This window comes from Bradyrhizobium diazoefficiens USDA 110, from assembly GCF_000011365.1.
GTDB classification, from domain to species: domain Bacteria; phylum Pseudomonadota; class Alphaproteobacteria; order Rhizobiales; family Xanthobacteraceae; genus Bradyrhizobium; species Bradyrhizobium diazoefficiens.
In genome coordinates this window covers 3,741,492-3,764,739 of the sequence record NC_004463.1, presented here as the reverse complement: position 1 = coordinate 3,764,739, position 23,248 = coordinate 3,741,492, and the positions used below count along the sequence as shown (strand labels likewise).

The window sequence follows — 23,248 nt, the reverse complement described above, 5'->3', positions numbered from 1 at the left end:
CCCGCCGGCATGTCATACTCAGTGATCCGTCTCGATTTGCGGCCTGTTCGGCAGCATGATCGATCCGATCACGGCGACGACCGTGCAAATGACGACCGGATACCAGAGCCCCGCAAACACGTCGCCGACCGCGAGCGAAAGATAGGTTGCAAAGAACGGCAGGAAGCCACCGAAGATGCCGGCGCCGATGTGGTAGGGAAACGAAAGTGCCGTGTATCGGATGTTGGCCGGAAACACCTCGACCAGGAACGACGCCACCGGCCCATAGACCATCGCGACGATGACGGTCATGACGACCAGCAGAAAGACGATGTAGGCTGACGACACCTTCGCGGGATCCGCCTTGGCGGGGTAACCCGCCTCGGACAGGGCCTTGCGATAAGCCGCCGCATCGTATCCGGCAATCGTCTTGCCGTTGACCGTCATGGCTACGGCCTGGCCATCGACCGGGGCGGCATAGCTGAAGTTGATGCCGCTTCCGATCAACAGCTTCTTGGCCTGGACGCAAGGCTTGCCATGATCGCCATGCGAGCTCAGCAATGCGGCCGCAAGGCCGAACCGGCATGCTTCGCTGGTGGTGTCGGCGTGCACCGTCACCGGCGCACTGCGGGTCGCGGCCACGAGCTGCGGATTTGCTGCCTCCAGCAGCGACGAAAACATCGGCCGGTAGCACAGCGCCGAAAGTACGAGACCCGTCATCATCAGCCATTTGCGTCCGACCCGATCGGACAGCCAACCGAAGAAAACGAAAGCCGGCGCACCGATGACGAGGCCGATGGCCATCAGGGTATAGGATGTCTGCAGGTCGATCCTTGCGATCTGCTGCATGAAGATCATCACGTAGAACTGGCCGGTGAAGTAAGTGGACCCCATCCCCGCGGTCACACCGAACAGCCCGATCAACACCAGGCGAAGGCTGGACCACCGGGCGAACGTGTCTCTGACCGGGCTCCTGGACAGGCGACGCTCGGCCTTGAGACGCGTGAAGACGGGCGATTCATGCAGCTTGGCGCGGACGTAGATCGAGAACGCCAGCATCGCGATCGAGATGATGAAGGGAGCGCGCCATCCCCAGGCCTTGAAGTCGGCCTCGCTCATGACGCTCTGCGTGCCGATGATGACCGCGATGGAGAGCGCCAGCCCGACCGACGATGTGATCTGGATCCAGCCGGTCAGAAGCCCGCGCCGGTCCGGACGCGAATGCTCCGCAACGTAGATGACGGCACCGCCATACTCGCCGCCGACCGCGAGGCCCTGGATCAATCGCAGCATGACCAGCGAGATCCATGCAGCATGACCCACGCTGGCATAGGTGGGCAGGAAGCCGATCAAGGCCGTGCCGCCGCCCATCATCACGATGGTGATGAGGAAGGTATATTTTCGACCGACCAGATCGCCGATGCGGCCGAAGACCACTGCGCCGATCGGCCGGATCACGAAGCCTGCCGCAAGAGCGCCGAGCGACGCAAGCACGGCGGCGGTCGGGTTGTCCGGCGGAAACAATACCGAACTCATGAACACGGCCAGCGAGCCGTAGATGAAGAAGTCGTACCACTCGAACACGGTGCCGAGGGTCGAGGCGAGAACGACCTGCCGCTCCTCGCTGCGCGTCAGATTCTGGTCGGCGGGTACCGCCGTCGCTCGTGCATCCATCGTCATTCCCCTGTTTCGCGGCCAAACCCAGCCCCGCTTCAAGCAATTTTATTTAGTCATATACATATGATGTCGTCAAATACAGCAAGCTTGAATATCCGGCGCGACGCGCCCAATAATGCGCCAGCACGACACCCGCCGTAACACCCTGATCTATAAGGATTTTCAGTGAAGAAGCCGCGCCGACCCCGTCCGCCGGATCCGGCGCCCGCATCCGCACGAGGAGCCAAACCCGGCAAGACCACCAAGGCGGAACGGCCCGGACGGCGCGGCATTCAGTCGATCGAGATCGGCTTCAAGATCCTCGACTACCTCAGGACCGAAATGCGGCCCGTGCCGCTGAAGATGATCGCCGCCAACACCGGAATGTCCGCGGCCAACGTCCACTATTATCTCGTGAGCTTTCAGGCGGTGGGCATCGTCCGACAGGAGAGCGACACCGGCTGCTATGCCCTCGGCCCCTACGCATTGAAGCTCGGCATGGCGGCCATCGAGCAATTCGACGTCTTCGCCGTCGCGCGGCCGGCCATGACCGAACTCGCAACGACGATCGGCCACACCGTATTTCTCGGCGTGTGGGGCAATCGCGGACCGACCATCATCTATCGCGTCGAGGGCGGAGCCAGCCGGCCCATCATCGAGCTGCGCGTCGGAAGCGTCCTGAGCCTGCTGCGGTCCGCGCTGGGGCGAAACTTTCTTGCACATTTGCCGCGCTCGCTGACGGGCGAGATGCTGGATCAGGAGCTCAAGGAGGAACGCTCGCGCGAGACGCGGGTCGATGACGCGCCAACCACCAAGGCCGAGGTGGAGGAGATGATGGACACGATCCGGCGCGACGGCATCAGCCGTTGTCGTGACGCGCTGCTGCCGAACTTCACCTCCCTATCCGCGCCGATCTTCGACCAGGGCGGGTTCATGATCGCGGCCATCACGATGATGGGACCCATCGGTATTCTCGACGATGACCTGAAAGGTCCGACAGCGACGGCCCTGAGCGCCCACGCGCGCGCCCTCTCCGCGACCGCCGGCTGGCAAGGCGGAGGCTGAACCGCCCTCGCCGGCTCGATCGGGCGAGAGCAGCGGCCGCGCATCAGAGCTCGCAGTTACGGCAGATTGTCCCGCAGAAAAATGTCGATGCGGATGCGTTCCTGGTCGGGGCTGATGGGCTCACCCGAGCAATGCGCGAGCAGGACGCGCGCTGCGGACCGCGCCTCGTGGCCGGGGTCCTGGTTGATGATGGCGTCGAGCGTGCCGCGGACCAGGAAGCGCCGCGTATACTGAGTCAGCTCATGGGTGATCCAGACCACCTCGCGCGCCCGTCCCGAGGCCTCGAGCGCATCAGCAATGCCACGGTTCCCGGCGCCGCAGCAATAGATGCCGCGGAGATCGGCATGGCGCGCCAGCAGCGCGGCCGTGAGCTTCCGCGTTCGGTCGCTGTCGTCGCGGCCCTCGATGACCGGGAGCGCGCGCAAATCCGGATACTCGCTGGACAGGATCTGGTGGAAGCCGAACTGCCGCTCGGTGTGATCGCGCAGCGACAACGATCCCGCGATCACCGCGACCGTCCCCTCGTTGCCGGCGAGGAAGCGTCCCATCAGCGTGGCCGCGGTCCGCCCCGCGGCCGGGTTGTCGATACCGACATAGTGCAGGCGGCGCGAGCTCGGCGCGTCCGACACCAGGGTCACCACGGCGACCCCGCGGCCTGCGAGCTCGTCGATCGCGGCGCGTACCCTCGGATGGTCGAGCGCGATGACGGCGACGCCCTGATAGGCCGGCGACAAGTTTTCCAGCGCGCTGGCCAGCACGTCCGGATCGAACACGTCGACATGGAGAATATCGATGAAGCCGCGCTGGCCGGCGAGCCAGTCCGCGGTGCGCTGGACCTGCTCGGTCAGGTTGGTCATGAAGCTGTTGCTGCCGGTCGGCAGCACGAACGCGAAGCGGAACGTCTGGCCGCGGGCAAGCCGCGCGGCCGCGACGTCGGCACGATAGCCGAGTTTTGCCACCGCGGCCTCGACGCGCGCAACCGTCTTGGCGCGCACGCCCTCGCGCCGGTTGACGACGCGGTCGACGGTGGCGAGCGAAACGCCCGCCGCGCGCGCGACATCCTCGAGCGTGGCACGAAGCACCGGCTGCGCCGCGCCGGCTGTCATTCGCGCGCCGCCCACAGCATGCCGCGGGTCATCAGCGTTCGGATCTCCGGCACGTCAAGCTCGTAGGCACGGTGGCCGAGCGAGGAGTAGAACACCCTGCCCGCGCCGTAGCGCTTCTTCCACACCACGGGCATGACCACGCCCTCGATCCAGGGCGCGTGCTCGCCGGTGAAGGTCGTCGTCGCCAACACCTCGTTGGCGGGGTCGACATGCATGTAATACTGCTCTGAACGATGCTCGAAACTCTTCAGACCCTTCATGATGGGGTCGTCCGGCTTCGTCAAGTCGACCTTGTAGTCGATGATGTTGCCAGGATGCGCGACCCACTGCCCGCCACACAGGAACTGGTAGTCGACGGAATCGCGGAACGCGTCGCACATGCCGCCATGATGGCCGGTGAGCCCGACGCCGCTGCGCACCGCCGCGCAGAGATTGAGCGCTTCCGCCTTCTCGATCTTCGACATGGTGTAGATCGGGATGATCAGCGACAGATCGTGAATCGCGGGATCGGCGAATGCCGCCGTCGTGGTCTCGATCCGCACCTCGAAGCCTTCCGCCTTCAGCCAGCCGCGGATCATCGAGGCACAGAGATCCGGATCGTGTCCCGGCCAGCCGCCCCAAACTATCATTGCCTTGCGCATGTTTCTGTCCTCAGTCGATCTGTCCGGTTTCGCGTCCGGCCGGCAGCATCGCCGGCCGCTCGACGCGGCTCTCGATCTTGACGCGCCGCCCGTCGTCGGCGGAGGTCTGGAACGCCTCCATCACCTCCAGCACGTGGAAGGCGAGCGCACCACTGGCGCGATGCGGCCGGTTGTTCAGGATCGCGGCGGCCATGTCGGCGACGCCGATCGAGCGGAACTCGCCGTCGACATGGCCGTGCGTCGGCGGCACCGTCTCCCATTCACCGCCGGTCCTCGCGACCTGCACCTCGCCGCCGAAGCGGTTCGGGTCCGGCACCAGCATGCTGCCCTTGTCGCCATAGATCTCGATCGGCGCGTGCCGGTGCTTCGGGACATCAAAGCTCATCGCGATCGAGACGACCGCCCCGCTCTCGAATTCGAGCGTGCCCGCCACATGGGTCGAGACCTCGACCGGAATCAGCGTGCCGTTCATCGGCTGGCTGGTCACCACGCGCTCGGATTTCGGACGCGCGGTCGAGCCCATCACGCTCGCGACCGGGCCGAGCAGCTGGACGAGATCGGTGATGTAATACGGCCCCATGTCCAGCATCGGCCCGCCGCCGCGCAGGTAATAGAAGCCTGGCGCCGGATGCCAGCGCTCGTGGCCGGGACAGCCGAAGAAGGCGCTGCCCGCAACCGGCGTGCCGATCGCGCCGTCGTCGATCAGCTTGCGCGCGGTCTGGTGTCCACCGCCCAGGAACGTATCCGGCGCGCAGCCGACGCGAAGGTTCTTCTGCGCCGCGAGATCGATCACCTTGCGCGCCTCCGCGACGTTGATGCCGAGCGGCTTCTCGGAATGGATATGCTTGCCGGCATTGAGCACGGCGAGGCTGACGTCGGTGTGGGCGAGCGGCACCGTGAGATTGATGACGATCTCGACGTCGTCGCGCCTCAGCAACTGATCGACCCGCATCCCCGGTAGGCCGAAGGCCGCGCCCTGGCGCTCCGCGGCATCGCTGCGCATGTCGGCGAGCGCTTTGACCTCCATGACCGGGAAGCGCTGGGCCGCCTTCAGATAGGCGGTGCTGATGTTGCCGCAGCCGATGATTCCGACGCCTATTCTTCTCATTGTGATCTCCGTGAGATTCCGTTCATCCCTTGACCGCGCCTGCGGTGAGGCCGGCGACGATGTGCTTCTGCGCCAGAAGGAAGAGAATGACCGTCGGCAGGATGGTCAGCGTGATGAAGGCCAGGATCAGGTGCCACTCGGACGAATACTCGCCTTGATAAACCATGATACCGAGCGGCCAGGGATAGAGCGCATCGGTGTTGAGCATCACCAGCGGCAGCAGATAGGCGTTCCAGCTGTTGACGAAGGTGATGGTGCCGACGGTGGCAAGAATCGGCCGTGACAGCGGCAGCGTCACGTAGCGAAAGAACTTGATGTAGCTGCAGCCGTCCACCAGCGCGGCTTCGAGCAATTCATAGGGAATGTCCTTGAAGAAGCGCCGCAGCAGCAGCACGCTCATGGCCAGGCTGAATGCGACCTGCGGCAGCGCGACGCCGAAATACGTATCGAGCAGCCCGAGATCGCGCACCTTGATGAACAGCGGCAACACCGCCGTCGCGGCGGGAAACAGCAGGCCGAGCGTCAGGTAGCTCAGCAGCATCGATGAGCCGTAGAACCTGACATGAGCGAAGGTGAACGCGGCCATCGAAGCCACGATCAGGGTCAGCGTCACCGCGAGCGTCGAGATGACCAGCGAGTTGCGGAGCAGCTGCCAGTAGCGCGCCGAGAACAGGATGTCGGCATAGTTCTGCCATTCCCAGTGCCTTGGCAAGCCGAACGGATTGACGCGCAGCTCACCGAGCGACTTGAAGCCGCCGAGCAGGGTCGCGAGCAGCGGCACCAGCACGAAGACGGCGATCACGGCGAGGAACAGCGCCTTGAACAGGATGGCGGGATCGAACGGAATACGGGCGGGCTCGGCGTCATTCATCGCGCATGAACCATCGCTTGTAGGTGAAGGCAAAGGTCACGCAGATCACGAACAGGATGACGCCGATGGCGCTGCCATAGCCGACGCGCATGCGCGAGATGCCGTTGTTGTAGAGGAAGCTCACCATGGTGTTGGAGGAATCCGCCGGTCCCCCGCGCGTCAGCGGCATGACGAGATCGAACAGCTGCAGCGAGCCGATGATGGCGAAGAACACCGAGAGCCGGATGGTCGGATACAGCAACGGGATGACGACGTGGCGGAGCGTCTGCGAGCGCGTCGCGCCGTCGATGGTGGCCGCCTCGACCAGGCTCTTGTCGAGGCCCTGAAGCGCGGCGATGAACAGCATCATGTGGAAGCCGAAATACTTCCATACGATGACGATCAGCACCGCCAGCATCGCCGTGTCGGTCGAGGCCAGCAGATGCGGCGGCTCGGCGCCGAAGGTGCGCCAGATCGAAGCGACCAGGCCGTAGTCTCCGTCGTAGACGAACGAGAAGATCAGCCCGGTTGCGATCTCGGCCAGGATATAGGGCATGAAGAACAGCATGCGCAGCGCCACCGCCCCGCGGAAACGCTCGGCGAGCATCAAGGCGAGCGTGAGCGCCAGCGGCAGCTGTATCAGCAGCGAGACCGCGATGATCAGCCCGTTGTTGCGCAACGCGAGCCAGAAGGCGCGCGTCTCCAGCACGAAGCGGTAATTGTCGAAGCCGATCCAGTTGGTCGGCCGGCCAAAGCCGTTCCAGTTGAAGGCCGAGTACCAGGCCGCCTCGCCGATCGGCACCACCACGAACAGCGTGAACAACAGCAGCGCCGGCGGCAGGAACAGGATCAGCACCGTGAAGCGGCCGTCCCAGCCGGGGCCGCGCACCGCCGTCGGCGAGACCGATGTCTGCGCAACGCTCATCGCCGGCGCGCTCGCGATCGGTCGCGCCACCGTCAGTTACCCTGCTTCCAGGCCGCCTCGATCGCTTTCGCGGCGTCCTGCGGGCTCATGCTGCCGCCGGCGATTTCGGCAGTAACGTCATTGACGACGCGGCCAACCGAGGGACCGAGGCTCTGGTCGTAGAAGTTCTGGTGATAGTTCGACTTCGCCAGATTGGCCGCGATCAGCTTCATGAAGGAATTGTTGAGGCCGGCATCCGCGCCCTGCACCACCGGGATGATGAAATTGCCCGCCGCAAGCCGCGTCTGTACGTCCTTGGAGACGAAGTATTTCAGGAAGTCGACCGCCTCCTTCGGCGAGCCCTTGGTGATCAGCCAGCCGGTGATGCCGCCGAGCGTGTCGGTCGGCGCGCCCTTGCCGCCCGAGACGACCGGGAAGTCGAACCAGCAGATCTTGTCCTCGGAGAGGCCCACCTTGTCGGCGGCGAGCGCGCGCTGCAGATGATAGACGGTGCTGATGGCGAGCGTCATTGCGGCCTTGCCGTCGCCGAAATAGCCGACGGCCTGCGGATTCTTGAAGCCCAGGAAACCGTTCTGGAACGGCTGAAGATCGACGAGCTGCTTGAACAGCTCGCCGGACTTCTGGAAGGTTTCGCCGGCGAAGCCGCCGTTCTCGCCGCGCAGCGCCGCGTCGAAGGCCGGCTTGCCGCCAATGCGCACGGCAAGATGCGTCCAATAGAAGTGCAACGGCCATTTGTCGGCGCCGCCGACCACGATCGGCGTCACGCCTGCGGCCTTCAACGTCTTGACGGCGGCAAGCAGATCATCCCAGCTCTTGATCCCCGCGGGATCGACCTTCGCCTTGGCCATCAGTTCCCTGTTGCAGAGGAAGCCGACCTGCGACAGCGCGGTCGGAAGTCCATAGACGCGGCCATTGCTGGTGAAGGCAGCGAGCGCTGCCGGCGTCAGGCTGTCGCTGTAACCCTTCACGGAATCGGTGATGTCGTCGAGGACGCCGGCTTCGATCTGCGCCTTCAGGACGCCACCGGCCCAGCTGTAGATGATGTTCGGCCGATCCTTGGATTGCAGGATGGTCGGCAGCTTGGCCTTGTAGGCCTCGTTCTCGAGGAACTGCATCTCGACCTTGACGCCCGGATGCGACGCCTCATAGGCGCGCGCGACCTCCTCCCAGATCTTCACCTGGGCCGGATTGGCCTCGATGTGGAGCCATTTGACCGTCGTGTCGGCTGCGGCAGAGTTGGCCCAAAGCAGGCATGCGGCAGCGGCGAGTCCCAGCTTCCCGAGCAGTCTCATCACATCCCTCCCGATCGGCTCTTATTCTTTGGCTGCAATCCTGCCTTCGATTTTTGAGGTGCGCAACTAAAATTCTGATCTATGGACCTCACGGCGGAAGCGGCTAAGGTTGGCGGGACAACTGGGCGGCGCCTTGCACCGCCCGCAACACAAGAAAAAGAGGTGCCCATGGCCGCCGTTTATTCCGACCTTGCCGACAAGGTCGTTCTCGTCACCGGTGGCGCATCGGGGATTGGCGCTGCGATCGTGCGGCGCTTCGCGCAGCAGAAATCCAATGTCGTGTTCTTCGACATCAAGGCCGACGAGGGCCAACGCCTGGCACGCGAGCTGTCCGATCAGGGTTTGGCTGCGCATTTCCAGCGCGTCGACCTGACCGATATCGCCGCGTTGCGCGCCGGCGTCGCGGCGGCGCGCAAAGCGCACGGCGCGATCAACATCCTCGTCAACAATGCCGCACATGACGAACGGCACAACACCGAGGAGATGACGCCGGAATACTGGGACGACCGCATCGCGGTGAACCTGAAGCACCAGTTCTTCGCCGCGCAAGCCGTGCTGCCGGACATGAAGGCGGCGAAGGCCGGCGCCATCATCAATTTCGGCTCAGTGTCGTGGATGGCCGGACAGGGCGGCATGGCGGCGTACACGGCCAGCAAGTCGGGCGTCGTCGGTCTCACGCGCTCCCTCGCCCGCGACTACGGTCCCTACAATATTCGGGTGAACGCGATCGCGCCGGGCTGGATCATGACCGAGCGCCAGCTCGAGAAATGGATGACGCCGGCGGGCGAGATCGAACTGCAGCAGCGACAGTGCCTGAAGCGCCGGCTGGTGCCGGACGAGGTCGCGAAATTCACCGTCTTCCTCGCCTCCGACGAGGCCTCCGCCTGCACCGCGCAGCACTACGTCGTGGATGGCGGCTGGGTGTGAGATGCCCTAGGGTTGGTGGGTGCATCAGGGCGCGGCACGGTCGCCGATTGCACTGCAAAACCACTTGCGCCGCAACATTCAAAAATGAGACTGCCCGTCAAACCGGACGCGGCGCCCACGCAGGCACCGCATTCGACTTCAGCTAGCTTCCCTCCAAAGCCGCGGGCCGTTCGAGAGCCACGGGCGTCGCGCCCGGTTCGGCGCGGCAACAAAGCGACGACACAGGGAGGAGCACAATGTCGAAATGCGGTGTGGGACTGCTTGCGCTGAGCAGCCTGTTTCTTTCGAGCGCGGCGATCGCCCAGGAAAAGATCAAGGTGGGCGTGACCGCAACCCTCGAAGGCACCTACACGGTGCTGGGCGAGGACGGCATGCGCGGCCACCAGACGGCACTCAACGTGCTGGGCAAGAAAATCGGCGACAAGGAGCTTGAATTCATCGTCGCATCGACCGACGCGACGCCGGATTCGGCAGTGCGCGCCGTCCGCAAGCTGATCGAGCAGGACAAGGTGCAGATCCTGCTGTCGCCGCTCTCCGGCGACGAGGGTATCGCGGTGAAGAACTTTGCGAAGACCCATCCCGAGCTGACGTTCATCAATGCGGCATCCGGCGCCCAGGAAACGACCTATGTCGATCCTGCCCCGAACTTCTTCCGCTACAACATGGACGGCGCGCAGTGGCAGGTCGGCCTCGGCAAATACGCCTATGACGACAAGAAGTATCGCAAGATCGCGACCGTCGGCGAAGACTATTCCTTCATCTACACCCAGGTGTTCGGCCTCGTGCTCGAGTTCTGCGGCGCCGGCGGCCAGGTCACCAACCGGCAATGGGTTCCGCTCGGCACCAAGGACTTTGCCTCCGTCATCGCCGCGCTGCCCGACGATGTCGATGCCATCTATCTTGGGCTTGGCGGGGCGGACGCCGTCAACTTCCTCAATCAGTATCAGCAGGCCGGCGGCAAGGCGCATCTGATGGGAGGTTCCATCATGATCGACCAGACCATCCTGTCGTCAAAGGGGAATGCCAAGAACGCGCTGATCGGCACCATCGCAGCGAGCGGCCAGGCCGATACCTGGGAGGATCCGGGCTGGCAGAAGTTCGTGAAGGCCTATCAGGACGCCTTCCCGCCCAACAAGCGCTTCCCAAGCCCGTCACTGCTCGCGACGAATTACTATGGCTCGACGATGGCCCTGATCCTGGCGCTGCGCGAGGTCAATGGCGATCTCAGCGACAACCAATCGAAGTTCAGGACTGCGCTGGCGAAGATCGAGCTCGACGCGCCGAACGGCAAGATCAAGCTCGACTCCAATCGTCAGGCGATCGGCACCAACTTCGTCACCGAAGTCGTCGATGATGGCAAGGGCGCGCTGTTCAGCAAGGTCGTGAAGGTGATCCCGAACGTGAACCAGACGCTCGGCTACGACCCGGCCGTGTTCTCGAAGATCGGGCTGCCGAGCCGCACTGTGCCGGAATGTAAGAAATACTGACGCATCACATCGGCATCAGACGAGCGGGGAGCGACTTGCTGACGCGGGCGCTCTCCGCTCTTGCAATCTCGGCGGCGTTGTTGAACGCTGGCTAAAAAGACAAGAACATTCGGGAGGGAAGGCATGAGCCGTGCGCTCGCCGTCTTCCACGGCCGGTTCGGTCGGGCGACGGTTTATCAGTTGAACCGCCCTTTCAATATCCACGCGCATCGTGAAGGTCATCTGATCTTCCATGTCGGCGGCATGCCCGCATGCATCGATGTCTCCGCCGGCCACTACGATCTCAACGAAACCTCGGTCGTTGCCGTCAATCCTTGGGAGCCGCACAATTTTCTGCCGACCGACCTCGACGGCGGCGCGATCTTCTTCGTGCTCTATGTCAATCCCGAATGGTTTGCGCCCGATGCATCGGGCACCGACCGGCTGCGCTTCGGCCGCACGCAGTTCAAGCGCACTGTCGCGCTCGACAAGCACATCCGGCGAACAGCCGCCTTGGTGTGCGGCGCACCATCGCTCTCCAGCCTCGATTCCGAGCTCCGGCGGCTGATCGACATTTGCTATGATGAAAGCTGGCAACAGGCGGAGACCGTACGCGATGCGCGGGCGAGCGGCGCCGTGACCGACTTCCGCGTGCGCAAATGCATCAAGCTGATGTCCGAGAGTCCGGGGGCGGAGATGGAGCTCGACACCATCGCGCGCGAGTCCGGCCTGTCGCGACCTCACTTCTACCGGCTGTTCCGCGTCCAGACCGGCGTCACGCCGAACCTCTATCTCAACACGCTGATCATGGAACAGGCGCTCGAAGCGCTGGTCGCCAGCGAGGCACCGATCGCCGATATCGGCTTCGATCTCGGCTTCTCCTCGCAGAGCGGCTTCACCCGCTTCTTCGCCGCCAATGTGGGGATGGCTCCGACCGACTATCGTCGCGCCGCCAAGGTCTTGCGCGCCTGACCGCCGCGCGAAAAGATACTCACGATCAAATGTCGCACTTAAAGCCCGGCTAGGATGAGCGCAACGCGACCCCCAGATGGTCGCGACGACGGGAGCGCACGTTCATGGCGAGGCGAGCAGCCGCTGCAAGGCTGTCTGACCTGCATTCGGTGGAGCTTCGGCGCGGCGCCTGGACAAGCGGGCGGCGCAAATGAGCCGTTTCATCGAACGCCATCCCGCCTGGGCGCTGATCTCGATCATCGCGATCGCCATCGCGCTGTGGCTGATCTTCGCAGTCTGGCCGCCGGGCCTCGAAGAGGCAATCGGGCGCAAGCGCGTCTTCCTCAACGCCGTCTTCAACGGCATCACGCTCGGCGGGCTCTACTTCCTCGTCGCGAGCGGCTTCACGCTGATCTTCGGCCTGATGCGCAACGTCAACCTGGCGCACGGCTCTCTCTATCTGTTCGGCGGCTATGTCGGCTACGCCATCAGCACAGCCACCGGCTCCTGGCTCCTCAGCTTCATCGTTGCCTTCGTCCTGACTGCACTGGTCGGCGTGCTGCTTCAGGTGATCGTGTTCCGGCGCATGGAAGGCCAGGACCTCAGGCAGACCATGGTGACGATCGGGCTCTCGATCGTGTTTGCCGACCTGATGCTCTGGGCCTGCGGCGGCGACTTCTACCAGATCCAGACCCCGAGCTGGCTGATCGGGCCCGTGGACCTGCCGCTGATCACGGCGGTGAAATCCTCGGGCGAGCCGGTCTATCTCCGATATCCGGTGGTGCGGCTGGTGATCTTCGCGGCGTCCGTCGTGATCGGCGTCGGCATGTGGCTCGCGCTCAACCGCACCCGGATCGGCATGATCATCCGCGCCGGCGTCGACGATCGCGACATGCTGGCCGCCACCGGCGTGCGCATCCAGCTCGTCTTCGTGCTGGTGTTCGCGTTCGGCGCCGGGCTCGCCGGCATCGCTGGCGTCGTCGGCGGCACCTTCCAGTCGCTGTCCCCCGGCGAGGACATTCGTTTCCTGCTGGCCTCGCTGGTGGTGGTGATCGTCGGCGGCATGGGCTCGATCCCCGGTGCGGCGCTCGGTGCGCTCATCATCGGCCTCGCCGAGCAGCTCGGCTCGGTCTACATCCCGACCTACGCCATCGTCGTGACCTTTCTGATCATGGTGCTGGTGCTGGCAATCCGGCCGCAGGGCCTCCTGGCGAGGCGCTGACATGTCCCTCGCCCACGACGCCCGCGTTGCCGTCCGCCCCGCCGACCTGGCGGAGCGTTCCGCGCGGGCATGGCCGGAGATCGACAATCCCGCCGCCTGGATCGTCGCGGTCCTCCTCCTGATCATGCCGCTGATCGCCAACGGCTTCTTCCTGATCGAGATCTTCGCCACCACGCTGATCCTCGGCATCATGGCGCTGAGCCTGATGTTCCTCGCCGGCTACGGCGGCATGGTCAGCCTGATGCAGCTCACCATCGCCGGCTTTGCGGCCTACATGGTCGCCGTGTTCGGCGTCAGCGCCAACACCAATATCAGCCTCGGCTGGCCGTGGTGGCTCGCGGTTCCGGTGGCGCTCGCGCTCGCGACCGTCTTCGGCACGCTCGGCGGCGCGCTGGCCGTCCGCACCGAAGGCATCTACACCATCATGATCACGCTCGCGATCGGCGCGGCCTTCTACTATTTCACCAACCAGAACTGGGCGATCTTCAACGGCCACACCGGCATCAACACCGTCGCGACGCCGCATTTCTGGGGCGTCAACTGGCGCGCCGACATCCCGTTCTACTATATCGTGCTCGCGGTTGCCGCGCTGTGCTACTTCGCCGTCGACTACATCTCCCGCGCACCGTTCGGCCTGGCGCTGCAAGGCGTGCGCGACAATCCGCGGCGCATGGCCGCGCTCGGCTTCAACGTCAATGCGCACCGCGTCGCGGCTTACGCCTTCGCGTCGTTCGTCGCCGCGCTCGCCGGCGTGCTCCAGGTCTGGAACTACCGCCAGATCTCGCCGGGTTCGGTCAGCGTCGGCGCCTGCATCGACGTGCTGATCATCGCCGTGGTCGGCGGCATCACGCGCCCGATCGGTCCCTTCATCGGCGCGCTGATCTTCGTGCTGCTGCGCACCTTCGCGCTCGATGTCCTGATCAAGTTCGGGCTCGACGGCAACCGCTTCCGGCTGCTGATCGGGCTCGGCTTCCTCGCCATCGTATTCTGGTCCTCGGACGGCGTGATCGGCCTGTGGCAGCGCTGGCGCCAGAGCCCTCGCCCTACGACGGGCCGTTCGGGCGGAGCGCGCGGCCATGGATAGCGTCGCCCAGCGCCTCTCCGCCGTCGGCGCCGGCGCCGCGCTCGAGCTGCGCGGCGTGACGCGCCTGTTCGGCGCGCTGGCGGCGCTGACCGACGTCACCATCACCGTGCGTCCCGGCGAGCGGCGCGCCGTGCTCGGCTCGAACGGCGCCGGCAAGACCACGCTGTTCAACTGCATCACCGGCGACTTTCCGCCCTCCTCGGGCACCATCCGCTTCTTCGGCGAGGACGTCACCCACTTCCCGCCCTATGAACGCATCCGCCGCGGGCTGCGCCGGACCTACCAGATCTCGGCGCTGTTCCCCGGCCTCACCGTGCAGGACAACGTCTATCTCGCCTGCCGCGGCATCTCGCGCGGACGTTTCTCGTTCCTGCGCCCGGGACAGAACGACGCCCTGATGCACGCAGCCGACAACCTGGTGCAGGCCGTGCACCTGACCGCGGTGAAGGACCAGCGCGTCGCCGAGCTCGCGCATGGCCAGCAGCGCCAGCTCGAGATCGCGCTCGCGCTCGCCGGCGCCCCGCGCTTCGTGCTGTTCGACGAACCGGCCGCGGGCCTGTCGCCGACCGAACGGCAGGAGCTGATCGAGATCCTGACCTCGCTGCCCGCCCATATCGGCTACATCATCATCGAGCACGACATGGACGTCGCCTTGCGCGTCGTCGAGAGCGTCACGATGATGCACAACGGCCGCGTCTTCAAGGAAGGCCTGCCGCAGGAGATCGAGTCCGATCCCGAGGTGCAGGAGCTTTACCTCGGAGGCGGCCATGAATGAGGTCCGCCGCACAGCCGCCGCGCTCGAGGTCCGCGGCCTCGACGTCTACTACGGCCACTCGCACGCGCTGCAAGGCGTCGACCTCGCGCTGGAGAGCGGCGTGTTCTCCGTCGTCGGCCGCAACGGCATGGGCAAGACCACGCTGTGCAAGGCGATCATGGGACTGGTGCCGGTGAGCGGCGGGTCGATCCGCATCCGCGGCGAGGACATCACGCGGCGCTCGCCGGCCCACATCGCCCGCCTCGGCGTCGGCTATGTGCCGCAGGGTCGCCGTCTCTGGCGCTCGCTCAGCGTCGACGAGCATTTGCGGCTCGCTGGCAGCATGCGATCCGGCGCCTGGACAGTCGAGCGCATCTACGACACCTTCCCGCGCCTCGCCGAGCGCAAGGACCATGGCGGCGGCCAGCTGTCCGGCGGCGAGCAGCAGATGCTCGCGATCTCGCGCGCGCTGCTCACCAATCCGCATCTCTTGATCATGGACGAGCCGACCGAGGGGCTTGCGCCCGTCATCGTGGCGCAGGTCGAGGAGATGCTGCTGCGGCTCGGCGAGGACGGCGACATGGCCGTGCTCGTGATCGAGCAAAACATCGGCGTCGCCACCGCGATCTCGCGCAATGTCGCGATCATGGTCAACGGCCGCATCAACCGCATCATCGATTCGGCGCGGCTTGCCGCCGATCGCGAGCTCCAGCAGCGCCTGCTCGGTGTCGGACTGCATGCGACGCTCGAGCCCGATACCGACGCGCCCGCTGCCGGCAGTGAGCCGAAGCCGGCTCCGCAGCCGTCGCGCCCGAGCGGGCCGATCCGGATCTACATCTCCAACCCCATCTTGCCGACGCGCTGGTCCCAACCGGTCCCGATCGCACGGATCGAAGCCGCCGCACGCGCGCTCTCGACGCAGGTTGCGCGTCTCGACGAGACCGCGCGGCGCAAGCGCGAGCCGGCGACCGCGCAGGCATCCGGACCGCCGGTGGTGCTGGTCGTCGGCACGCTCGACACCAAGGGCGCCGAGCTGCGCTTCATCCGCGACATCATCACGGGAAGCGGCCTGCGCACACGCCTGGTCGACGTCTCCACCAGCGGCAGGCACGCGAGCTGCGATGTCTCCGCGCAGGAGATCGCGCTGAACCACGGACGCGGCGGCTCGGCCGTGTTCGGCCCGGACCGCGGCGCCGCCGTCACCGCGATGGCGGATGCGTTCGCCAACTGGCTGCGGCGGCAAGGCAATATCGCCGGCGTGATCACGGCCGGGGGCTCGGGTGCGGCATCGCTCGTTGCGCCGGGCATGCGTACCCTCCCCGTCGGCGTGCCGAAGCTGATCATCTCCTCCGTCGCCTCCGGCGATGTCGGGCCCTATGTCGGGCCCGCCGACATCACCATGATGTATTCGGTCACCGACGTGCAGGGGCTCAACGCGATCTCGCGCGCGGTGCTCTCGAACGGTGCGAATGCCATCGCCGGCATGGTGAAGGCGCGCCTCGATCAGCGCGAAGCCAGGGAGCGCGCGACCGCCGCCAGCCTGCCGTCGATCGGCATCACCATGTTCGGTGTGACGACGCCGGCCGTGCAGAGAATCGCCGCCGATCTGCGCGAGGATTTCGAGTGCCTCGTCTTCCACGCCACCGGCGTCGGCGGCCGCTCGATGGAGAAGCTGGTCGAGACCGGCCAGCTCGCCGGCGTCATAGACCTGACCACGACCGAAGTCTGCGACCTCCTGATGGGCGGCGTGTTTCCCGCGACCGAGGATCGTTTCGGTGCGATCATCCGCACGCGCGCGCCCTATGTCGGCTCGGTCGGCGCACTCGACATGGTCAATTTCGGCGCGCCCGACACCATCCCGGAGCGTTACCGGGGCCGCAAGTTCCACGTTCACAATCCGCAGGTGACCTTGATGCGGACCACCGCCGAGGAGAACGAGCGCATCGGCCGCTGGATCGGCGAAAAGCTGAACCAGATGGACGGGCCCGTGCGCTTCTTCCTGCCCGAGGGCGGCGTCTCCGCGCTCGATACCCGTGGTCAGCCGTTCTGGGATCCGGATGCCGACGCCGCGCTGTTCCGCACCCTGGAACGCACCGTGCGGCAGACTGGCAACCGTCAGCTCATTCGCGTCCCCAGAAACATCAACGATCCCGAGTTCGCCTCGACCATCGCAGCTGCGTTCCGAACGCTGTTCGGCCGCACCGGGGCGCGCCGGAGACTAGCGAGGTGACCGATGGCCAGGTTTGAGCGCGCAGCACTCCTGAGGCGATTTCGCGGCATGGCCAGGCGGGGCGAGCCGATCGTCGGCGGCGGCGCCGGCACCGGGCTGTCGGCCAAATGCGAGGAGGCCGGCGGCGTCGATCTCATCGTCATCTACAATTCCGGCCGCTACCGCATGGCTGGCCGCGGCTCGCTCGCGGGGCTCATGCCGTACGGCGATGCCAACGCCATCGTGCTGGAGATGGCCGGCGAAGTGCTGCCCGTCGTCAGCAAGACGCCGGTGCTCGCCGGCGTCAACGGCACCGATCCGTTCCGCGACATGGACGTGTTCCTCGACCAGTTGAAGGCGCTCGGCTTCGCCGGCGTGCAGAACTTTCCGACCGTCGGCCTGATCGACGGCGTGTTCCGCGCCAATCTCGAAGAGACCGGGATGTCCTATGCGCTCGAGATCGACATGATCGCGAAGGCGCGCGAGAAGGACCTGCTGACCACGCCCTACGTCTTCAGCGAGAAGGAAGCCGCCGCGATGGCGATCGCCGGGGCAGACATCATCGTCTGCCATCTCGGGCTCACCACCGGCGGCACGATCGGGGCGCAGACCGCGCCGAAATTGCAGGACTGCGCGGCGCGCATCGACACCTGGGCCTCGGCCGCGCTCAGCGTCAATCCGGAGATTCTGGTGCTCGCGCATGGCGGGCCGATCGCCGATCCCGCCGACGCCGATTTCATCATGAAGAACACCCGCAACTGTCACGGTTTCTACGGCGCGTCCTCGATGGAGCGACTGCCCGTGGAGAGGGCCCTGACGGAACAGGTGCGTCAATTCAAGGCGATCGGCGCGCGATAACGCCTTTAAGGTTCGAGGGAGGACAAGATGTCAGGGATATTGGTCGGCGAGTTGATCCTCTGGCTGATCGTCGCGATCGTCGTGATCGTCGTGGCCGTCTACATCGTGAACTGGCTCTACCATCGCTCCTCCAAGGAGACGTCATTCGTCCGAACCGGCTTCCTCGGCGAGCGCGTGGTGATCAACGGCGGTGCCTTCGTGCTGCCCTTCATCCACGACTACACGCCGGTCAACATGAACGTGCTGCCGATGGGCATCGTCCGCTCCCGCCAGGACGCCGTGATCACCCGCGACCGCATGCGCGTGGATATCGAGGCCGACTTCTACGTCCGGGTCCAGGCCACCAAGGAGGCGGTCTCGATCGCGGCCGCCACACTCGGCCGCCGCACCATGGAACCCGAACGGCTCCACGCGCTGCTGGCCGGCAAGTTCATTTCCGCAATCCGGTCGGTCGCGTCCGAAATGACCCTGGAAGAGATGCACGAACGGCGCGGCGACTATGTCGTGCGCGTCAAGACCAATGCGGCGGAGGCACTTGCCCAGAACGGACTCGAGCTCGAATCCGTCGCGATCACCGATCTCGACCAGACCGATCTCGAATTCTTCAACCCGTCGAACCGGTTCGACGCCGAAGGCCTGACCCGCCTGATGGAGGACATCGAGGCCAAGCGCAAGCTGCGCAACGACATCGAGCAGGACTCGATGATCAAGATCCGCTCCCGCAATCTCGAGGCCGAGCGGCAGGCGCTGGAGATCGAGCGCGAGAGCGAGACGGCGCGGCTGGAGCAGGAACGCGACATCGAGATGCGCCGCGCGCTCCAGCGCACGGAAGTCGCCCGCGAACGCGCACTGCGCGAGACCGAGGCCGAACAGGCCCAGATCTCCGCTCGCGAGACCATCGAGCGCGCGCGGATCGCCAATGACCAGGCCATTGCCGAGGCCCGCATCGCCTCGGAGCGCGAGACCCGCCAGAAGGAGATCGAGCGAACCCGCACCATCGAGGAAAAGGAGCTGCTGGCGCGCGAGGAAATCGAGAAGACCCGGATCGCCAACCAGCGCTCGATCGACACCACCCGCATTGCCTCGGAGCGCGAGGTGCGCCAGCGCGAGATCGAGCGCATGCGCACCGTCGAGGAGGCCGAAATCGCCGCACGCGAATCGATCGAGAAGGCCCGCATCCAGCAGGACCGCGTCGTCACCGATGCCCGCATCGCCAACGAGGAGGAGACGCGGCGCCGCGAGATCGAGCGCACCCGCGCCGTCGACGAGGCCGAGATCGCCGCACGCGAAGCCACCGAGAAGGCGCGCATCGCCCAGACCATGACGGTCAATGTCGAGCGCATCTCCTCGGACGAGCGGACCCGCGCCCTGGAAATCCAGCAGGTCCGCACCATCCAGGAGGCCGAGATCGAGGCGCAGCGCGCGGTCGAGACCGCCCGTATCGCCCGCGAACGGACGTTGGCCGCCGAGCGCATCGCCGCCGAGCAGAACACGCGGCAGCTCGAGATCGAGCGCAACCAGACGCTCGATGTCGCGGGAATTGCGGCGCGCGAGGCGACCGAAGCCTCCCGCATCGCCCAGGAGGAGCGGGTGCGCTCGCTGGAAATCGCCCGCAACCGCGCCGTCGAGGAAGCCGACATCGCCTCGCGCGAAGCGATCGAGGCCGCCCGGATCGTGCAGGAGAAGACCGTTGCGGCCGAGCGCATCCAGGCCGAGCGCGAAACCCGCGCGCTCGAAATCGAGCGCACCGGCGTTCTGGAGGCCGCCGAGCTGAAGCGGCGCGACGCGATCGAGCGCCAGCGCATCGGGGTCGATCTCGCGCTCGAGGCGGAGCGAATCAACTCGTCCAAGAAGCGCGAGGTGCTCAATATCGAGCAGAAGAAGGCGATCGAGATCGCGGATGAGGACCGCGTCATCGCGCTCTCCACCAAGCGCTCGGAACGGATCGACGCCGACCGCCAAGTCAAGCAGGCCGAGATCGTCGCGCGCAAGGACGTCGAGACCACCGACGTGTCGCGCGAGCAGGCGCTGGAAGCGGCGCGGATCGAGCGCCGCCGCGCCATCGAGCAGCTCGAGGTCGCCCGCGTCCAGTCGCTGCAGGAAGCCGAGATTGCCGCGCGCGAAGAGGTGGAGCGCGCGCGGATCGCGTCCGACCGCGGCCTCGATGAGGCGCGCATCGGCCGCGAGCGCGAGCTGCGCAAGCTCGAGGTCAACCGCGAAAAGGACGTCGAGACGGTGCTGATGGAGAAGGCCATCGCGATTCATCAGAAGTCGCTGGAAGAGTCCGCAGCGCGTGCTGCCGCGGAGGAAGCCCGCATCCATGCGACGGAAGCCACCGAGCGCGTCATCACCGCGCGCGAGAGCGAGATCGCAAGGCGGCGCAAGACGGTCGAGGTGCTGCTCGCCGAGAAGCAGGCCGAGGAGACCCGGATCGCGGCCGACGCCGAGCGTGTCCGCGCCACCGTCGAGGCCGAAGCGCAGCGGATGCTCAACGAGGCCGAGAACGTCCTCACGGATCAGGCGCGCTACTCGCTGTTCCGCCGAAAGCTGCTCGACCGCATCGAAGGCATCGTGCGCGAAAGCGTCAAGCCGATGGAGAAGATCGAGGGCATCCGCATCCTCCAGGTCGACGGGCTCAACGGCAATGGCCATGGCGGCAATGGCGGCCGCAGCGCCACCGACGAGGTGATCGACTCGGCGCTGCGCTACCGCGTCCAGGCGCCTCTGATCGATTCGATCCTCGCCGACATCGGCGTCGAGGGCGGCAGCCTCGCCAAGATGCCGGGCCTGATCCGCGAAGCCCGCGACATGCAGGGCATCAAGGAGTCCGCGCGCAAGGGCGGCGGCGACAAGCCAGCCGCCTCCCCGCCTGCGACTGAGGGCGGCGGCGAACCGCCGGCCGAGCGCGGGCCGCGGAAGAAGAGCTGAGGATCGCGTTCATGGCCCGCGTCTACGTCTCCACCGTCGTCAACGCCCGCAACGACCGCGTCTGGGCGCGGGTGCGCGATTTCAACGGCCTGCCGAATTGGCACCCGGCGATCGCGGAGAGCCGGATCGAGGGCGGCGAGCCCTCGGACAAGATCGGCTGCGTCAGGGATTTTCGCCTGCGCAACGGCGACCGCATCCGCGAGAAGCTGCTCGGCCTCTCCGACTACGACATGTTCTGCACCTATTCGATCCTGGAATCGCCAATGGGCGTGGAGAACTACGTCGCCACCCTGCGGCTCACGCCCGTCACCGACGGCGACCAGACGTTCATGGAATGGACCGCCGAGTTCGACTGCGCGCCGGAGCGCGAGACGGAGCTCGTCAACAATATCGGCGGCGGCGTGTTCCAGGGCGGGTTTGACGCGCTGAAGCGCGTGTTCGGAGGCTGACACCCGTGCCGCATATCGTCAAAAGCACGATTTTGGACGCGCCGACCGATGCGGCGTGGTCCGTGCTGCGCGATTTCAACGGGCACGACCGCTGGCACCCGGCGGTTGCGACCTCCATGATCGAGCGTGCGCAGCCCTCCGACAAGATCGGCTGTGTCAGGCGCTTCAAGCTGAAGGACGGCTCCGAGCTGCGGGAGCAGCTTCTGGCGCTGTCCGACCTGGAGCAGTCCTTCAGCTACTGCCTGCTCGATACGCCGGTGCCGATGTTCAACTACGTCGCCCATGTCCGGCTGCTGCCGGTCACCGACGGCGACCGCACCTTCTGGCACTGGGAGTCACGCTTCACGACCAGGCCGGAAGACAAGGATCGCATCACCCACATGGTCGCCGAAGACATTTATCAGGCCGGGTTCGAGGCGATCCGCCGGCATCTGAAGGAGGCCGCATCATCATGGCCGTGACAGTGAAGACGTTCACCAGCGCCAGCGAGGCGGCCGGGGCGCTGTCCTCGGACCGCAGCGCGCGCTATCTCGGCGGCGGCACACTTGTGATGCGCGCGCTGAACGAGGGCGACGTGACGATCTCGACCGTCGTTCGCGCCCACGACCAGGCGCTGACCCGGATCGACGCATCCGGTCCGCGCGTGACGCTCGGGGCCGGGGTCACCTTCGCGCGCATCCTCGCCGAACGGGACCTCGCCTTCCTGCATGCCCCTGCCCGCTCGATCGGCGGTCCCGCCGTGCGCAACATGGGCACCGTCGGCGGCAATCTCTTTGCGCCCACTCCCTATGGCGATTTCACCGTCGCGCTGCTGGCGCTTGACGCCACCGTCGCCGTGCAGGGCGGCTTTGGCGCGCGCGACGTCCCGATCGAAGAGTTCTTGCAGGCGCGCGACCGCCAGGCCGGGACGCTGGTGCTGTCGGTGTCCTGCACCCGGCCGGCCAGCAGCGAGGCCTTCCGCTATCGCAAGATCGCGCGCATCAAGCCGAAGGGCGGCTCGGTCATCACCCTTGCCGCGCATCTGCCGGTCAGCGGCGGCCGGATCGCGGGCGCCCGCATCGCGCTAGGCTCGATGGCGCCGACGCAGATCCGCGCCCGCGCCGCCGAGCGTGCGCTCGAGGGCCGCTCGCTGGATGCCGCGACCATCGCGGCCGCCGCATCCGCAGCGACCGAAGGAACATCGCCATCCGACAACGCGCTCGGCAGCGCCTGGTATCGCCGCGAAATCGTCGGCGTCCATCTGCGGCGTCTGCTGTCCGGCCAGGAATAGATCAAGAATAGACAGGGAATAGGTCGTCATGTCCAAGATACCCCCGCAATTTCGTCACAACGGCCGCGACGTCGCGATCTTCGTCGACGGCGGCACCAATCTGCTGGTGGCGCTGCGCGAGCTGATCGGCGACATGACGCCCAAATTCGGCTGCGGCCAGGGCGGCTGCGGCACCTGCAGCGTGCTGATCGACGGCGAATTGCACCTCTCGTGCCTGACGCTGGCCGAGACCGTCGCGGGCCGCGCGGTCGAGACCCTCGACGGCATGAAGCAGGGCCCGAATTTGCATCCGCTCCAGCGCGCCTTCGCCGACCATTTTGCCGCCCAATGCGGCTATTGCACGCCAGGCATGCTGATGGCCGCAAAGGCCCTGCTCGACCGCAACCCCGCCCCGAGCCGCGCCGAGGTCGTCGAGGCGATCTCCGGCAATATCTGCCGCTGCACCGGCTACGAGCCCATCATCGACGCCATCCTCGCTGCTTCCGGCAGCCGAGCGAGTGCCTGAGGA

The 23,248-nt window shown here is 65.9% G+C and carries 21 protein-coding genes; 14 read left to right on the top strand and 7 right to left on the bottom strand.

What is annotated here, in order from left to right; translation table 11 throughout:
* Positions 1–18 precede the first annotated feature (18 nt).
* Positions 19–1,653, bottom strand: a complete 1,635-nt coding sequence (locus BJA_RS16845; RefSeq protein ID WP_063713265.1) for an MFS transporter — start codon at positions 1,651–1,653, stop codon at positions 19–21.
* A gap of 168 nt (positions 1,654–1,821) precedes the next feature.
* Here BJA_RS16845 and BJA_RS16840 point away from each other — a divergent pair, with 168 nt between their 5' ends.
* On the top strand, positions 1,822–2,700 hold the full coding sequence (locus BJA_RS16840) for an IclR family transcriptional regulator (RefSeq protein WP_011086179.1): 879 nt from the start codon (positions 1,822–1,824) through the stop codon (positions 2,698–2,700).
* Positions 2,701–2,756: 56 nt separating this feature from the next.
* Here BJA_RS16840 and BJA_RS16835 read toward each other — a convergent pair whose 3' ends face one another.
* The 6 genes from BJA_RS16835 to BJA_RS16810 are packed head-to-tail and all read right to left on the bottom strand — an operon-like array spanning position 2,757 to position 8,622.
* A complete protein-coding gene (locus tag BJA_RS16835) occupies positions 2,757–3,806 on the bottom strand; it encodes a LacI family DNA-binding transcriptional regulator (RefSeq protein ID WP_011086178.1) in 1,050 nt (349 codons plus the stop codon).
* A complete protein-coding gene (locus tag BJA_RS16830; protein ID WP_011086177.1) occupies positions 3,803–4,447 on the bottom strand; it encodes a ThuA domain-containing protein in 645 nt (214 codons plus the stop codon). The genes BJA_RS16835 and BJA_RS16830 overlap by 4 nt, the downstream gene beginning before the upstream one ends.
* Before the next feature lie 10 nt (positions 4,448–4,457).
* On the bottom strand, positions 4,458–5,555 hold the full coding sequence (locus BJA_RS16825; protein ID WP_011086176.1) for a Gfo/Idh/MocA family protein: 1,098 nt from the start codon (positions 5,553–5,555) through the stop codon (positions 4,458–4,460).
* A gap of 22 nt (positions 5,556–5,577) precedes the next feature.
* On the bottom strand, positions 5,578–6,426 hold the full coding sequence (locus BJA_RS16820; protein WP_011086175.1) for a carbohydrate ABC transporter permease: 849 nt from the start codon (positions 6,424–6,426) through the stop codon (positions 5,578–5,580).
* Positions 6,419–7,360, bottom strand: a complete 942-nt coding sequence (locus BJA_RS16815) for a carbohydrate ABC transporter permease (RefSeq protein WP_011086174.1) — start codon at positions 7,358–7,360, stop codon at positions 6,419–6,421. The genes BJA_RS16820 and BJA_RS16815 overlap by 8 nt, the downstream gene beginning before the upstream one ends.
* 2 nt (positions 7,361–7,362) lie before the next feature.
* Entirely contained in the window at positions 7,363–8,622 is a 1,260-nt protein-coding gene (locus tag BJA_RS16810) for an extracellular solute-binding protein (protein ID WP_038965989.1), read from the bottom strand.
* A 168-nt stretch (positions 8,623–8,790) separates the two neighbouring features.
* Between BJA_RS16810 and BJA_RS16805 the strand changes: the two genes are divergently transcribed.
* From BJA_RS16805 to BJA_RS16745, 13 genes are all read left to right on the top strand, one after another.
* Positions 8,791–9,549, top strand: coding sequence for an SDR family NAD(P)-dependent oxidoreductase (locus BJA_RS16805; RefSeq protein ID WP_011086172.1), 759 nt, complete (start codon positions 8,791–8,793; stop codon positions 9,547–9,549).
* A 236-nt stretch (positions 9,550–9,785) separates the two neighbouring features.
* Positions 9,786–11,036 (top strand): ABC transporter substrate-binding protein, encoded by a 1,251-nt coding sequence (locus tag BJA_RS16800; protein ID WP_011086171.1) that lies wholly within the window; start codon positions 9,786–9,788, stop codon positions 11,034–11,036.
* A 123-nt stretch (positions 11,037–11,159) separates the two neighbouring features.
* Entirely contained in the window at positions 11,160–11,987 is an 828-nt protein-coding gene (locus BJA_RS16795) for a helix-turn-helix domain-containing protein (protein ID WP_011086170.1), read from the top strand.
* A gap of 190 nt (positions 11,988–12,177) precedes the next feature.
* Positions 12,178–13,188, top strand: coding sequence for a branched-chain amino acid ABC transporter permease (locus tag BJA_RS16790; protein WP_011086169.1), 1,011 nt, complete (start codon positions 12,178–12,180; stop codon positions 13,186–13,188).
* Position 13,189: 1 nt separating this feature from the next.
* Complete coding sequence (locus BJA_RS16785) at positions 13,190–14,272, top strand: branched-chain amino acid ABC transporter permease (protein ID WP_011086168.1); 1,083 nt, start codon at positions 13,190–13,192, stop codon at positions 14,270–14,272.
* A complete protein-coding gene (locus tag BJA_RS16780) occupies positions 14,265–15,047 on the top strand; it encodes an ABC transporter ATP-binding protein (RefSeq protein ID WP_011086167.1) in 783 nt (260 codons plus the stop codon). Before BJA_RS16785 ends, BJA_RS16780 begins: the two co-directional genes overlap by 8 nt.
* Entirely contained in the window at positions 15,040–17,256 is a 2,217-nt protein-coding gene (locus BJA_RS16775; RefSeq protein WP_011086166.1) for an ABC transporter permease, read from the top strand. Before BJA_RS16780 ends, BJA_RS16775 begins: the two co-directional genes overlap by 8 nt.
* Before the next feature lie 3 nt (positions 17,257–17,259).
* A complete protein-coding gene (locus BJA_RS16770) occupies positions 17,260–18,093 on the top strand; it encodes a phosphoenolpyruvate hydrolase family protein (protein ID WP_011086165.1) in 834 nt (277 codons plus the stop codon).
* Positions 18,094–18,120: 27 nt separating this feature from the next.
* Positions 18,121–21,021: a flotillin family protein gene (locus BJA_RS16765; RefSeq protein WP_011086164.1), complete on the top strand. Its 2,901-nt coding sequence runs from the start codon at positions 18,121–18,123 to the stop codon at positions 21,019–21,021.
* A gap of 11 nt (positions 21,022–21,032) precedes the next feature.
* Complete coding sequence (locus tag BJA_RS16760) at positions 21,033–21,470, top strand: SRPBCC family protein (RefSeq protein WP_011086163.1); 438 nt, start codon at positions 21,033–21,035, stop codon at positions 21,468–21,470.
* A gap of 5 nt (positions 21,471–21,475) precedes the next feature.
* Positions 21,476–21,931 carry an SRPBCC family protein gene (locus BJA_RS16755; protein WP_011086162.1) on the top strand — a complete coding sequence of 152 codons (456 nt, stop codon included), beginning with the start codon at positions 21,476–21,478 and terminating at the stop codon, positions 21,929–21,931.
* Positions 21,922–22,740: an FAD binding domain-containing protein gene (locus BJA_RS16750; RefSeq protein ID WP_011086161.1), complete on the top strand. Its 819-nt coding sequence runs from the start codon at positions 21,922–21,924 to the stop codon at positions 22,738–22,740. The genes BJA_RS16755 and BJA_RS16750 overlap by 10 nt, the downstream gene beginning before the upstream one ends.
* 28 nt (positions 22,741–22,768) lie before the next feature.
* The gene (locus BJA_RS16745) at positions 22,769–23,245 is read left to right on the top strand and encodes a (2Fe-2S)-binding protein (protein ID WP_011086160.1); all 477 of its coding nucleotides are present in this window, start codon (positions 22,769–22,771) and stop codon (positions 23,243–23,245) included.
* The last annotated feature ends 3 nt before the right edge of the window (positions 23,246–23,248 follow it).

Excerpts from the sequence above, each read along its gene's own strand:
- BJA_RS16845 (WP_063713265.1), bottom strand. The coding sequence starts at position 1,653 with ATGGATGCACGAGCGACGGCGGTACCCGCCGACCAGAATCTGACGCGC.
- BJA_RS16835 (WP_011086178.1), bottom strand. The coding sequence starts at position 3,806 with ATGACAGCCGGCGCGGCGCAGCCGGTGCTTCGTGCCACGCTCGAGGAT.
- BJA_RS16830 (WP_011086177.1), bottom strand. The coding sequence starts at position 4,447 with ATGCGCAAGGCAATGATAGTTTGGGGCGGCTGGCCGGGACACGATCCG.
- BJA_RS16825 (WP_011086176.1), bottom strand. The coding sequence starts at position 5,555 with ATGAGAAGAATAGGCGTCGGAATCATCGGCTGCGGCAACATCAGCACC.
- BJA_RS16820 (WP_011086175.1), bottom strand. The coding sequence starts at position 6,426 with ATGAATGACGCCGAGCCCGCCCGTATTCCGTTCGATCCCGCCATCCTG.
- BJA_RS16810 (WP_038965989.1), bottom strand. The coding sequence starts at position 8,622 with ATGAGACTGCTCGGGAAGCTGGGACTCGCCGCTGCCGCATGCCTGCTT.
- BJA_RS16805 (WP_011086172.1), top strand. The coding sequence starts at position 8,791 with ATGGCCGCCGTTTATTCCGACCTTGCCGACAAGGTCGTTCTCGTCACC.
- BJA_RS16800 (WP_011086171.1), top strand. The coding sequence starts at position 9,786 with ATGTCGAAATGCGGTGTGGGACTGCTTGCGCTGAGCAGCCTGTTTCTT.
- BJA_RS16795 (WP_011086170.1), top strand. The coding sequence starts at position 11,160 with ATGAGCCGTGCGCTCGCCGTCTTCCACGGCCGGTTCGGTCGGGCGACG.
- BJA_RS16790 (WP_011086169.1), top strand. The coding sequence starts at position 12,178 with ATGAGCCGTTTCATCGAACGCCATCCCGCCTGGGCGCTGATCTCGATC.
- BJA_RS16785 (WP_011086168.1), top strand. The coding sequence starts at position 13,190 with ATGTCCCTCGCCCACGACGCCCGCGTTGCCGTCCGCCCCGCCGACCTG.
- BJA_RS16780 (WP_011086167.1), top strand. The coding sequence starts at position 14,265 with ATGGATAGCGTCGCCCAGCGCCTCTCCGCCGTCGGCGCCGGCGCCGCG.
- BJA_RS16775 (WP_011086166.1), top strand. The coding sequence starts at position 15,040 with ATGAATGAGGTCCGCCGCACAGCCGCCGCGCTCGAGGTCCGCGGCCTC.
- BJA_RS16770 (WP_011086165.1), top strand. The coding sequence starts at position 17,260 with ATGGCCAGGTTTGAGCGCGCAGCACTCCTGAGGCGATTTCGCGGCATG.
- BJA_RS16765 (WP_011086164.1), top strand. The coding sequence starts at position 18,121 with ATGTCAGGGATATTGGTCGGCGAGTTGATCCTCTGGCTGATCGTCGCG.
- BJA_RS16760 (WP_011086163.1), top strand. The coding sequence starts at position 21,033 with ATGGCCCGCGTCTACGTCTCCACCGTCGTCAACGCCCGCAACGACCGC.
- BJA_RS16750 (WP_011086161.1), top strand. The coding sequence starts at position 21,922 with ATGGCCGTGACAGTGAAGACGTTCACCAGCGCCAGCGAGGCGGCCGGG.
- BJA_RS16745 (WP_011086160.1), top strand. The coding sequence starts at position 22,769 with ATGTCCAAGATACCCCCGCAATTTCGTCACAACGGCCGCGACGTCGCG.